This window comes from Desulfonatronospira sp. MSAO_Bac3 (assembly GCF_003838035.1).
Classification (GTDB): Bacteria; Desulfobacterota; Desulfovibrionia; order Desulfovibrionales; family Desulfonatronovibrionaceae; genus Desulfonatronospira; species Desulfonatronospira thiodismutans.
Genome location: NZ_QYZY01000356.1, coordinates 1 through 12783 on the forward strand (window position 1 = coordinate 1; position 12783 = coordinate 12783).

10 protein-coding genes and 1 tRNA gene are annotated in these 12783 nt (G+C 52.4%); all 11 read left to right on the forward strand.

From position 1 onward, the window contains the following. A partial coding sequence (locus D5S03_RS12590; RefSeq protein ID WP_502697123.1) for an EF-Tu C-terminal domain-related protein occupies nt 1–284 on the forward strand: 284 nt, incomplete at its 5' end. A gap of 4 nt (nt 285–288) precedes the next feature. Then, nucleotides 289–438, forward strand: coding sequence for a 50S ribosomal protein L33 (gene rpmG, locus D5S03_RS12595; RefSeq protein WP_008871720.1), 150 nt, complete (start codon nt 289–291; stop codon nt 436–438). 13 nt (nt 439–451) lie between these two features. Next, nucleotides 452–528, forward strand: a tRNA-Trp gene (locus D5S03_RS12600). A 21-nt stretch (nt 529–549) separates the two neighbouring features. Next, nucleotides 550–789, forward strand: a complete 240-nt coding sequence (secE, locus tag D5S03_RS12605; RefSeq protein WP_008871719.1) for a preprotein translocase subunit SecE — start codon at nt 550–552, stop codon at nt 787–789. Nucleotides 790–947: 158 nt separating this feature from the next. After that, nucleotides 948–1493 (forward strand): transcription termination/antitermination protein NusG, encoded by a 546-nt coding sequence (gene nusG / locus D5S03_RS12610; RefSeq protein WP_040419446.1) that lies wholly within the window; start codon nt 948–950, stop codon nt 1491–1493. 19 nt (nt 1494–1512) lie between these two features. Then, nucleotides 1513–1938, forward strand: coding sequence for a 50S ribosomal protein L11 (gene rplK / locus D5S03_RS12615; RefSeq protein ID WP_287044274.1), 426 nt, complete (start codon nt 1513–1515; stop codon nt 1936–1938). A gap of 20 nt (nt 1939–1958) precedes the next feature. Next, nucleotides 1959–2663 (forward strand): 50S ribosomal protein L1, encoded by a 705-nt coding sequence (rplA, locus tag D5S03_RS12620; protein WP_008871716.1) that lies wholly within the window; start codon nt 1959–1961, stop codon nt 2661–2663. Nucleotides 2664–2781: 118 nt separating this feature from the next. Then, entirely contained in the window at nt 2782–3303 is a 522-nt protein-coding gene (rplJ, locus tag D5S03_RS12625; RefSeq protein WP_040419444.1) for a 50S ribosomal protein L10, read from the forward strand. 36 nt (nt 3304–3339) lie between these two features. Beyond that, nucleotides 3340–3732 carry a 50S ribosomal protein L7/L12 gene (rplL, locus tag D5S03_RS12630; protein ID WP_008871714.1) on the forward strand — a complete coding sequence of 131 codons (393 nt, stop codon included), beginning with the start codon at nt 3340–3342 and terminating at the stop codon, nt 3730–3732. A 480-nt stretch (nt 3733–4212) separates the two neighbouring features. Continuing rightward, nucleotides 4213–8304 (forward strand): DNA-directed RNA polymerase subunit beta, encoded by a 4092-nt coding sequence (rpoB, locus tag D5S03_RS12635; RefSeq protein ID WP_008871713.1) that lies wholly within the window; start codon nt 4213–4215, stop codon nt 8302–8304. 72 nt (nt 8305–8376) lie between these two features. Continuing rightward, the gene (gene rpoC / locus D5S03_RS12640) at nt 8377–12537 is read left to right on the forward strand and encodes a DNA-directed RNA polymerase subunit beta' (protein WP_008871712.1); all 4161 of its coding nucleotides are present in this window, start codon (nt 8377–8379) and stop codon (nt 12535–12537) included. The last annotated feature ends 246 nt before the right edge of the window (nt 12538–12783 follow it).

The following is a 12783-nucleotide window of genomic DNA, read 5'->3' on the forward strand; positions in this document are numbered from 1 at the left end:
CTCACCGTCGTTTCAAGGCTGAGGTGTATATATTGAACAAGGAAGAGGGTGGTCGTCATACCCCGTTTTTTTCCGGATACCGTCCGCAGTTTTATTTCCGGACCACTGATGTGACCGGTGTAGTGACATTGCCGGACGGAGTGGAGATGGTCATGCCCGGGGACAACACGACTTTTGATGTGGATCTGATAGTTCCGATAGCCATGGATCCGGGCCTGAGGTTCGCCATCCGCGAGGGCGGCCGCACCGTTGGCGCAGGCGTGGTCTCGGAAATCGTGGAGTAAAGATATGCGTGTAAATATCCTGCTTTCATGCAGCGGGTGCAAGCGAAGGAATTATGCTACCTGCAAAAACAAAAAGAACACAACCTCCAAGCTGGAGTTGAAAAAGTTCTGCGCGTTCTGCGGCAAACACCTGCCGCACAAGGAAAGCAAGTAGCTTAATATAATGCAGGCCAGTAGCTCGAATTGGCAGAGCATCGGACTCCAAATCCGAGGGCTGGGGGTTCGAGTCCCTCCTGGCCTGCCACAACTCATTGAGTGATACCGGATGACCAAAAAAAAGAAAAAAGAAACAACAGAGCCGCAAGGAAATCTCCAAGCCAAGTATGAGCACACCAAAGAGTACCTGGAAGAGGTCAAGGGAGAACTGAAAAAAGTCACCTGGCCCACCCGCAAGGAGACTTTGAGTACAGCTCTGGCAGTTGTTGCCTTGGTTATTATCGTGTCCATATATCTGGGGATTGCGGATTTTATATTTTCCAGACTGGTAGCGCTCATTCTTCCATAACGCTGTCCAATCACCTGCTGCGGCCATCAAACACCGCCAGGACAATTCACAGGCCCGACACTTATCATTTATTTACAGATCCCGGAAGTAAAGATTCAGCAGTCAAAATAATGCTGCTGTGCAAGAGGGACAATATCAGCAGGCTGGTAATCAATTTTATGGAAGAAACAGCTCAAAAACCCAGATGGTATATCATACATACCTATTCCGGCTATGAACAGCGGGTGGAGCGTACCATCAAAGAAATGATGCGCACCGGCCAGGACAAGGGGCTCATTGAAGAAATCGTGGTTCCCACTGAGCAGGTCGTAGAACTGGTAAAGGGCCAGAAAAAGACCTCAACCCGCAAGTTTTTTCCCGGGTACGTGCTGGTAAAGATGGTCTTCAACGACGAATCCTGGCATCTTATTCAATCCATTCCCAAAGTCACCGGGTTTATCGGCAGCAAAAACAAGCCTTCTCCCATTACGGATGCAGAGGCGGATAAAATCCTGTCCACAGTGCAGTCCAGAAAAGAGCAGCCGAGACCCAAGTTTCACTTTGCCCGGGGCGACGAGATCAGGGTTGTCGATGGTCCCTTCGCCAACTTTAACGGCGTGGTAGAAGATGTAAATTACGACAAAGGAAAACTCAAGGTTTCTGTGTCCATATTCGGCAGACAGACTCCGGTTGAGCTGGATTTTGTACAGGTATCCAAAAGCTGACAAAAGAGGTAGGATTTAAATGGCCAAAAAAGTAAAGGCGAAAATCAAATTGCAGATTCCTGGTGGAGCAGCGAATCCATCACCTCCGGTTGGACCGGCTCTGGGACAGCACGGCGTAAATATCATGGAATTTTGTAAGGCGTTCAACGCCAAGACCCAGGAAGACAAAGGAATGATAATTCCTGTGGTCATAACCGTGTACCAGGACAGGTCTTTCACATTCATTACCAAGACCCCCCCGGCTCCGGTGCTGCTCAAGAAGGCAGCCAAGCTGGACAAGGGAACAGGTGAGGCAAAAAAGGTCAAGGTGGGCAAGGTAACCCAGGAACAGGTGGACGAAATCGCCAGAGTCAAGATGCCTGATCTTACTGCCAGTGATATGAAAGCCGCCAGGAAAACCATTGTTGGTACTGCAAAAAGCATGGGCATTGAAGTAGAAAAGTAACTTCCAAGGGGATAGAGGCTATGCCAAAACGCGGAAAAAGATATATTGAATCCAGAAAGAATGTTGATACCACCGAGAGGCTTCCTGTGGACGATGCTGTGCGCATGGCCATTGAGGCTTCCTTTGCCAGATTTGACGAGACTGTGGACGTAGCAGTCAGGCTCGGCGTAAACCCTAAGCATGCAGACCAGATGGTTCGCGGAGCATGCAGCCTGCCCCACGGCCTGGGCAAGGATGTACGCGTGGTTGCTTTCTGCAAGGGTGAAAAGGAAAATGAAGCCCTTGAAGCCGGTGCTGATGCTGCAGGCGGAGAAGAGCTGGTGGAAAAAATCAGGGGCGGCTGGCTGGAATTTGACAAGGCAGTGGCTACGCCGGACATGATGGCCCAGGTGGGCAAGATCGGCAGGGTGCTGGGCCCCAGAGGACTTATGCCCAACGCCAAGACAGGCACGGTAACCTTTGACCTGGCCAATACCATCAAAGAGCTCAAAGCGGGCAAGGTAGACTTCAAGGTCGACCGTACAGGCATCATTCATGCTCCGCTGGGCAAAGTGTCTTTCGGCCCGGACAAGATCAGGGACAATCTGAAGGCCCTGGTGGAAACCCTGCAAAAACTCAAGCCCGCAACTGCCAAGGGCACTTATTTCAGAGGACTGGCCCTGTCCACAACAATGGGGCCTGGGGTGAAGGTTGACTCAACCAGTCTCAGAGGCCTGCTGAAATAACTTTTTTCTGCACGACATATTTTAGAGAGTCAGAGACAACAGGCGGGCAGCAGCCCTTAATTTCCTGTCGAGACAGCTTTGGCTCTTATACTATAGTATAAAGAGAGGTGATAAAGTGCTGCACAGAGACGACAAGGGCAAAATCATTCAGGATCTGCATCAGCAGGCAAACAAGGCGGTCATAGCCGTGGTCACCGACTTTCAGGGCATGAAGGTCGAAGAAATGACCCAGCTTCGCCGTACCTTGAGGGACAAAAACATAGAGTTCAGGGTGGTGAAAAACACCTTGGCCAGGATAGCTTTTGAAGAGACCCCTCATGCTGATGTTAAAGACAGGTTCAAGGACTGCTGCGCCATAGCCTTCGGCTATGACGACCCGGTGACAGCGGCCAAGGTCCTGGTTGATTTTGAAAAAAAGAGCAAGAAGTTCAAAACCCGCTTTGCCAGCCTGGAGGGCAGGTACCTGGAAGCAGACTCCATGAAGGAGCTTTCAGAACTTCCCAGCCGTGAAGAGCTGCTGGGCAAAATGCTGGGGACAATGAACGCGGTGCCTACCAATTTTGTTTCCCTGTTCGCCAATCTCATTCGCAATATGATGAATGCACTTGAGGCAATAAAAGAACAGAAGGAAACCAGTTAAGACGAGCCAAAGCAAAAAACTTTTCAGGAGGAATCAATGTCTGATATTACCAAGGAACAAGTGATCGATTTTATTTCCAATATGACCGTTCTGGAGCTCTCGGAGTTCATTAAAGAGCTTGAAGACAAGTTCGGCGTGTCTGCTGCAGCTCCCGTGGCCGCCATGGCCGCCGCCCCGGCAGCCGGTGGAGGCGAGGCCGCAGCGGAAGAGGAAGAGCAGACAGAATTCGACGTAGTTCTCAAGGATGTAGGGTCCAACAAGATTGGAGTGATCAAGGCTGTCAGGGCCCTTACAAACCTTGGACTCAAGGAAGCCAAGGCAAAGGTTGACGAACTGCCCTCCCCCATTAAAGAGGCCGTGTCCAAGGATGATGCAGCAGAAGCAAAGAAACAACTGGAAGAAGCCGGCGCAACTGTTGAAGTTAAATAAAAACAGCCTGCAGCCCTCAGGGGCCGCAGCACCGTAAGTTTAATTCAGAGGGCACAGCACCAAATGGATAACTGTGTCCTCTGAATTCTTTTATTTTCTGGGAACAGTTCTTATGAGCAGCTGTCTGGCTGATATAAGCACCTGCCAAAGAGGGCAGCTACATAAATATTTTCACATCGATAAATTGTATAAGCCCTTCCTTTAATACATGTTAAAGAAAGGTCTTATGCGGTTTACAAGGATTTTTAACCGGGCATTTGTCCCTGTCCAGCTGTGGTGATACAAGTCGGACAGGATCTAATGTATCTGTTTAGCGCTGCTAAGGAAAGCAGAGGACAGGCGCTCCGGGATCTACTTGAGCTTCATTTTGTGCTCAAAATGACTCGATTTCCAGGACAAGTGGGTCCCGGAAGAGCCAGTCTCCCTGCCACATGATAAAGCGCTGAACAGATACGATTTAATCAATTCTGCGAGGAGAAAATGGGACTATTTACCAAGAACTTTGGTCAAATTGAATACGGGTTGGATGTTCCGCATCTTTTAAAGCTCCAGCTGGATTCTTATATGAATTTCCTGCAGGAGGAAGCAGATCCCATGAACCGCCAGGACCAGGGTCTGGAGGCGGTGTTTCGATCTGTTTTTCCCATTGAGGATTTCAACAAATCCGCCACTCTGGAGTATGTAAGCTATGAAATCAATCAGCCCAAGTACGACGTGGCCGAGTGTCTCTCCAAAGGATTGACCTATGAGGCCCCTATTCGTATCAAGGTCAGGCTCATAGTCTACGATGTGGATGATGAAAGCGGTAATCGCACAGTCCGCGATATCAAGGAGCAGGATATCTATTTCGGGACCCTGCCTTTGATGACGGAGAAGGGCACTTTTATAATAAACGGTACAGAGCGGATAATTGTAAATCAGCTGCAGAGGTCCCCGGGGATAATCTTCGAGCATGACTCCGGCAAGACGCATACCAGCCGCAAGGTCCTGTACAGTTCCAGAATCATCCCCATGCGCGGTTCATGGCTGGATTTTGAGTTCGATCCCAAGGATATTTTATACGTGCGCATAGACCGACGCCGCAAAATGTATGTGACCATCCTGCTCAAGGCCCTGGGCATGAGCGAGGAGGACATCCTGAACTACTTCTATGACCGTGAGCAGCTGAAATTCAAGGACCAGAAAGTCTATCGCAAAGTCAGGTCCTCGCATTTCAGGAAAGAGATAGCCTACAAGGACATCCTGGACAGTGAGGGCAATGTCCTTGTAAGGGCCGGTCGCCCCGTGACCAAGAGAGTCTGGAGGCAGATGGCCAAGGCCAAGGAACATATGGAGATCGATCCAGGGATCCTGCCCAAGCAGTTTGTGGCCCACGACCTGGTACACCCTGAAACAGGGGAAGTCCTGGCAGAGGTGGGGGATGCGCTGGAACAGGACGTCGTGGACAAAATCTTTGCGTCGGGTATCGAGGATGTTGAAATCCTCTACACAGGGGGTCAGGATGTTTCATCCTCCCTGCGGGATACCCTGAAGCTTGACAAGACACAGGATCAACTCGAAGCTCAGGTGGAAATATACAAAAGGCTTCGTCCCAGTTCTCCTCCCACACCTGAAATTGCATCCAGCTTTTTTGACAACCTGTTTCGCAATTCGGACTATTACGATCTTTCCCCTGTGGGGAGATACAAACTCAATGCCAGACTGGGGCTCAATCTGCCCACGGATTACAGGACCCTTTCCAACGAGGATATTTTGAGGGTGGTGAAGCACCTGATAAAGCTCAAGGACTCTCACGGTCCTGCAGATGATATAGATCATCTGGGCAACAGAAGGGTACGCCCGGTGGGAGAACTGGTTGAAAACCAGTACCGCATCGGACTGGTGCGCATGGAAAGAGCGGTGAAGGAGCGTATGAGCCTGCAGGAAGTAGCCACTCTCATGCCCCACGATCTTATTAATCCCAAGCCGGTGACAGCTGTGCTCAAGGAGTTTTTCGGCACTTCGCAGCTTTCGCAGTTTATGGATCAGACCAACCCGCTGTCCGAGGTGACTCATAAGCGCAGGCTTTCAGCCCTGGGACCGGGCGGTCTGACCCGGGAAAGGGCCGGTTTCGAGGTGCGCGACGTACATCCCAGCCACTATGGCCGCATCTGCCCCATTGAGACACCAGAAGGCCCCAATATTGGACTGATCGTATCCCTTACCACTCATGCCCAGGTCAATGACTTCGGCTTCATTGAAACACCTTACCGCATTGTAAAGGACGGCATGGTGACCAATGAGGTCAAATACCTGGATGCATCCAAGGAAGCAGACGAAGTCATTGCCCAGGCCAATGCACCCGTGGATGAGGAGGGCAGATTCACCTCGGAACTGATTACTTCGCGTATACACGGCGAACTCAATCTCATGCCCCGGGACGAGGTTACCCTGATGGATGTTTCTCCCACCCAGATCGTGTCCATTTCTTCGGCCCTGATACCTTTCCTGGAGCATGATGACGCCAACAGGGCACTGATGGGCTCCAACATGCAGCGCCAGGCCGTGCCTCTTTTAAAGCCGGAACGTCCACTGGTGGGAACAGGAATGGAGGGACTGGTGGCCAGGGATTCGGGCAGTTGCGAGATTGCCAGGGCTGACGGCATCGTGCGTTATGTGGATGCCAATAAGGTCATAGTCAGCTATGATGAACCCCCGGACAAGTCTTCCCAGGACACTGTTTGCTATGATCTGCAGAAATACCACAAGTCCAACCAGAACAGCTGCTTCGGCCAGAGGCCCAGGGTGCTGCCCGATCAAAGGTTCAAGGCCGGGGATGTTCTGGCGGACGGGCCCAGCATCGTAGACGGCGAACTGGCCCTGGGCAAAAATCTTTCCGTGGCCTTCATGCCCTGGTGTGGATACAACTTTGAGGACTCCATTCTCATTTCCGAGCGCATGGTCAAGGATGACGTATTCTCTTCTGTACACATAGAGGAGTTTGAAGTCATTGCCAGGGATACCAAGCTGGGACCCGAGGAGATTACCAGGGATATACCCAACGTGGGCGAAGACATGCTCAAGTACCTGGATGACAGCGGGATCATCATGATCGGGGCCAAGATACAGCAGGATGATATCCTGGTGGGCAAAATCACCCCCAAAGGGGAGACCCAGCTTACCCCGGAAGAGCGTCTGCTCAGGGCCATATTCGGAGACAAGGCCAGGGACGTCAAGAACACCTCCCTCAAGGTTCCGCCCGGGATCGAGGGTACGGTTATAGATATAAAGGTCTTCAACAGGCGCTCAGGCGAAAAGGATGAGCGTACCAGGATAATCGAGGACAGAGAGCTGGACAGGCTTGCCCAGAGCGAGGAAAAGCATGTCCAGGGCCTCACCGCCCAAACCAGGGACAGGATCTGGGAAGTGGTTTCCGGAAAGAGGCTGGCCCAGACCATCATGGGCCGCAAGAAGGGACAGGTCCTGGCAGAGGCCAACAGCACCCTGCAAAGAGAAGACCTGGACAGGATCCCTCTGAAAAAACTTGCCGGATCATTTGCCAGCAAGGAAGTGAACGAGGCCATCGAGCACCTGATTAAGCTTTACGAAGAACAGCTCAAATTCATCCAGAACGTCTATTCTCAGAAGAGGGACAAGGTAGTGGAGGGGGACGACCTGCCTCCCGGCGTCACCAAAATGGTCAAGGTCTACGTAGCGGTCAAAAGAAAGCTCAACGTGGGCGATAAAATGGCCGGCAGGCACGGCAACAAGGGAGTTGTGTCCTGCATTCTGCCTGAAGAGGACATGCCCTTTTTTGATGACGGAACACCCATTGACATAGTCCTTAGTCCCCTGGGGGTGCCCTCCCGGATGAACATCGGCCAGATAATGGAGACCCACCTGGGCTGGGCGGCCCGGGAACTGGGAAGGCAGCTGGGCAGGATGCTTGAGCAGGGTGTAGATGTCGGGGTCCTTAGAAAGGAAGTGGACGATATATTCAACTCTCCTGAGATAAGCAGGCTGGCCGCAGAAATGGATGATGAAAGTTTCGTCAGGGCTGTACGGGAGCTGGAGCCCGGGATTCTTACCAAGACCCCGGTATTCGACGGGGCAAAGGAAGAAGAGATCTGGCCCTGGCTCAAGAAAGCAGGCCTGAGCGATGACGGCAAGGCCGTGCTGTACGACGGACGTACCGGGGATGCTTTTCACAACAGGATAACAGTGGGCAACATGTATATGCTCAAGCTGCATCACTTAGTTGATGAGAAAATCCATGCCAGATCCACTGGGCCGTATTCCCTGGTCACCCAGCAGCCCCTTGGCGGTAAAGCCCAGTTCGGCGGTCAGCGTCTGGGCGAGATGGAGGTGTGGGCCATCGAGGCCTACGGAGCTTCCTATCTTCTGCAGGAGTTCCTCACCGTGAAGTCCGACGATGTTGCCGGACGGGTGAATATGTACGAGAAAATCGTCAAGGGCAACAATTTTCTGGAATCGGCAATGCCGGAGTCCTTCAACGTACTTATTAAGGAACTTATGGCCCTGGGGCTGGACGTGGATCTGCTGCTGGATGAAAAAAAGAAGTCCAGGAAATAGATGCCGCGCAGACGCCGAGCAGAGCAGACAAGAATAAAGACAACACTTTTTTACATATAAGAGGGCAGGATTATGAGCCTAGATGATCTTTTTTCTCAAAGGTCTTCGAGCACTTCCACCATTTCCGGCAAGGAATTAAAAGGAATCAAAATCAGGGTGGCATCGCCGGAAAAGGTCAGAGAGTGGTCTTTCGGGGAAGTCAAAAAGCCGGAGACAATAAACTACCGTACTTTCAAGCCGGAGCGCGACGGTCTTTTCTGCGCCAAGATCTTCGGGCCGGTCAAGGACTACGAGTGCAATTGCGGCAAGTACAAGCGGATGAAACACCGCGGCATAGTCTGCGAGAAATGCGGGGTGGAAGTCATAGCTTCCAAGGTCCGCCGGGATCGCATGGGACATATAGAGTTGGCCGCCCCGGTAGCTCATATATGGTTTCTCAAAAGTCTTCCCTCCAAGATCGGCACTCTTCTGGACATGACCATGGCGGACCTGGAAAAGGTTTTGTATTTTGATGCCTACATGGTTCTGGATCCCGGAGAGACATCCCTGAACCTCAAGCAGGTGATTTCCGAGGAGCAATATCTACAGGTCCTGGAGACTTACGGGGAAAATGCAGTCCGCGTGGGCATGGGAGCAGAAGTGGTCCGGGAATTTCTCATGAACCTGGACCTGGAGAAGCTAAGGGCCGAACTGCGGGAAGAATCAGAAGGCACACGTTCCCAGACCAAGAAGAAAAAGCTGGCCAAACGCCTGAGGATTGTAGAAGCATTCTTAGAGTCCGGCAACAGGTGCGAGTGGATGGTCCTGGAGACCATCCCGGTTATTCCCCCGGAACTAAGACCCCTGGTCCCCCTGGACGGCGGGCGGTTCGCCACTTCGGACTTAAACGATCTGTACCGCAGGGTGATCAACCGCAACAACCGTCTCAAAAGGCTTCTGGAGCTCGGGGCCCCGGATATAATCATCCGCAACGAAAAGCGCATGCTGCAGGAGGCCGTGGACGCCCTACTGGACAACGGACGTCGGGGCAAGGCCATATCCGGTACCAATGGAAGGCCCCTGAAATCCCTTTCAGACATGATCAAGGGCAAGCAGGGCCGCTTCAGGCAGAATCTGCTGGGCAAGCGCGTTGATTATTCCGGGCGCTCTGTTATTGTGGTGGGGCCCAATCTTAAGCTGCACCAGTGCGGCCTGCCCAAGAAGATGGCCCTGGAGCTGTTCAAGCCTTTTCTATATTCCAGGCTGGAGGAAAAGGGCTACGCCAGCACCATAAAAAGCGCCAAAAAGATGGTGGAGCGCGGCGACGTCGTGGTCTGGGACATCCTGGACGAGGTGGTCAAGGAATACCCGGTCCTTCTGAACCGGGCACCCACTCTGCACCGCCTGGGCATACAGGCCTTCGAGCCAATACTGGTGGAGGGCAAGGCCATCAGGCTGCACCCCTTAGTATGTTCAGCTTTCAATGCTGACTTCGACGGCGACCAGATGGCGGTGCATGTCCCCTTGTCCATAGAGGCCAACGTGGAGTGCCGTGTACTGATCATGTCCACCAACAACATACTCTCCCCGGCCAACGGAGAACCCGTTATCGTTCCTTCACAGGATATTGTGCTGGGGCTTTACTACCTGACGGTGGACCGTTCCATGCAGAAGGGCGAGGGCAAGATATTCTGCGACCCCGGAGAGGTTATCTGCGCTTATGATGCGGGCCATCTGGACCTGCATGCCAGGATAAAGGTGCGCATTGACGGAGAACTCCACGACACCACTACAGGCAGAATCATCGTAAACGACCTTCTGCCGGATAATGTACCCTTCTCCCTGGTGAACTGCATTTTAAACAAAAAGAACATCGGCAGGCTGGTGGGCAACACCTACCGCTGGGCCGGGACCAAGGCCACGGTCATACTCTGCGACAGAATTAAGGACCTGGGATATGAGTATTCCACTCTGGCCGGGATCACCATCGGGGTTAAGGACCTGACTATTCCCGAGAAAAAGAAGACTATAATTGATACGTCCCAGGAAACAATCAACGAAATAGAGCGCCAGTACAACGAGGGCATCATTACCAGGACGGAGAAATACAATAAAGTGGTGGATGTATGGACCAAGGCCACCAACGATGTGTCCAACGAGATGATGAAGAAGCTCTCCACCGATATTGTAAGGGATCCCGAGACAGGCCGGGAAGAAAGCAATGTAAGCCTGAATCCCATATTCATGATGGCCAATTCCGGGGCCAGGGGCAACAAGGACCAGATGCGCCAGCTGGCAGGCATGAGGGGGCTTATGGCCAAGCCTTCGGGAGAGATCATCGAAACCCCGATTATCTCCTGCTTTCGCGAAGGCCTGACTGTTCTGCAGTACTTCACCTCCACGCACGGTGCCAGAAAAGGCCTGGCTGACACGGCCCTTAAGACGGCCAACTCCGGCTACCTGACCAGACGGCTGGTGGACGTGGTTCAGGACGTAGTGGTCTCGGAGTTTGACTGCGGCACTGTGGACGGAATAGAGCTTACCCATCTCATGAAGGCAGGAGAAGTGCAGGCCAGGCTCAGCGAACGGATTCTGGGAAGAATAGCCATGTATGACATCCTGGATCCTGAAACCGGCGAGGTTATTGTAGCCGGCAACTCCATGATCACCGAAGACGATGCTGAAAAAATAGACGCAGCCGGCATCAATGCTGTTTCCATCCGGTCCGCTCTGACCTGCAAGACAAAAAGAGGAGTCTGCTCTCTTTGCTACGGTCGGGATCTGGCCAGGGGACACCTGGTGAACGTCGGGGAGACGGTGGGCATCATCGCCGCCCAGTCCATAGGTGAGCCCGGTACGCAGCTGACCATGCGCACATTCCACATTGGAGGAACCGCATCCAAGGAGATCGAACGCTCCAATATCAAGGCCAGTAATGTTGGTCATGTTGTGTTTTCCAGGATACGTACCGTGGAAAATACAAAGGGCGAGTTCATGGTCATGGGCAAGAGCGGACAGCTCAAGATAGTTGATGATCAGGGCCGGGAACGGGAAAAATACTTCCTGCCCACCGGGGCCAAGCTGTTTGTCCGGGCTGATGAAAAAGTCAGCAAGGGACAGATGCTGGCGGAGTGGGATCCCTTCAACGAGCCCTTTGTCACTGATATTGAAGGCAGGATCAAGTTCTCGGATATAATAGAGGGCCGCACATACCAGGAAAAGGTGGACGAGACCACCGGAAGGGCCACCATGACCATTACCGAGTACCGCTCCACCAATTTCAGACCCAGTGTTTCCATCTGCGACGACAAGGGCAGGGTCAAGATGCGACCCGAAACATCATCTGAAGCCATATTCCAGCTGCCTGTGGGGGCCATTTTGATGGTCCAGGACGGAGACAAGGTGCAGGCAGGGGATATTATTGCCAGAAAACCCAGGGAGTCTTCCAAGACCAAGGACATCGTCGGCGGTCTGCCCAGGGTGGCGGAACTCTTCGAAGTGAGAAAGCCCAAGGACCAGGCAGTGGTCACGGAAATTGACGGAATAGTTTCCTTCGGGCCGGAATCCAAGGGCAAGCGCAAGATCATAATAGGACCTGAGGTCGGCGAGCCCAAGGAATACCTCATACCCAAGGGCAAGCATATTACGGTGCAGGAAGGTGATTTTGTGGAGTCCGGGGAGCTGATTACCGAGGGCAACCCGGATCTGCACGATATGCTCAAGATCAAGGGTGAAAAATATCTGGCCAACTATCTGGTTGAAGAGGTGCAGGACGTTTATCGCTTCCAGGGTGTCCAGATAAATGACAAGCATATTGAGGTCATCGTCCGCCAGATGCTCAAGAAGGTAAATATTATTGATCCTGGAGATACAGGTTTTCTGGTTGGACAGCAGGTGGAAAAGACTGTTTTCATGAAAGAAAACGAAAAAAGCCTGCGCAAGGGCAAAAATCCTGCCATGGCTGAGCCGGTGGTCCTGGGCATCACCCAGGCCTCCCTCACTACTGAATCCTTTATTTCTGCGGCCTCCTTTCAGGAAACCACCAAGGTTCTCACGGAAGCCGCGCTCATGGGCAAGGTGGACCAGTTAAGAGGGCTCAAGGAAAATGTCATTGTGGGCAGGCTCATCCCTGCCGGCACCGGTTACAGGCCATACGTCAACTGCGGCATAACCGTGCCGGATCAGCCCGAGGATCCGGAGGAATTCATGGAGGACCTGGACGACCAGGTGTACATAGGAAGGCAGACCCGCTGATGCAGTTACACAGGGCAGATGGCAGGGGGTTACGCTTATATGAGCAGGCGGGCAGAAAAAGCCAGGGCTGCAAAGAAAGCTGTAAAGGCTGGATTTTACAGATGCCCGGCTATGTTCAATAATTAGTATCTGTTTAGCGCTTTGCATGTGGCATGGGGACTGGCTCTTCCGGGACCCACTTGTCCCAAAAAATGAGATATTTTAAGCACAAAATGATGCTCAAGTGGGTCCCGGAGTGCCTGTCCC

Bases quoted from the DNA above. Each gene is read 5' to 3' on its own strand.
- rpoC (WP_008871712.1), top strand. From the start codon at position 8,377: ATGAGCCTAGATGATCTTTTTTCTCAAAGGTCTTCGAGCACTTCCACC.
- secE (WP_008871719.1), top strand. From the start codon at position 550: ATGACCAAAAAAAAGAAAAAAGAAACAACAGAGCCGCAAGGAAATCTC.
- nusG (WP_040419446.1), top strand. From the start codon at position 948: ATGGAAGAAACAGCTCAAAAACCCAGATGGTATATCATACATACCTAT.
- rplK (WP_287044274.1), top strand. From the start codon at position 1,513: ATGGCCAAAAAAGTAAAGGCGAAAATCAAATTGCAGATTCCTGGTGGA.
- rpoB (WP_008871713.1), top strand. From the start codon at position 4,213: ATGGGACTATTTACCAAGAACTTTGGTCAAATTGAATACGGGTTGGAT.
- rplA (WP_008871716.1), top strand. From the start codon at position 1,959: ATGCCAAAACGCGGAAAAAGATATATTGAATCCAGAAAGAATGTTGAT.
- rpmG (WP_008871720.1), top strand. From the start codon at position 289: ATGCGTGTAAATATCCTGCTTTCATGCAGCGGGTGCAAGCGAAGGAAT.
- rplL (WP_008871714.1), top strand. From the start codon at position 3,340: ATGTCTGATATTACCAAGGAACAAGTGATCGATTTTATTTCCAATATG.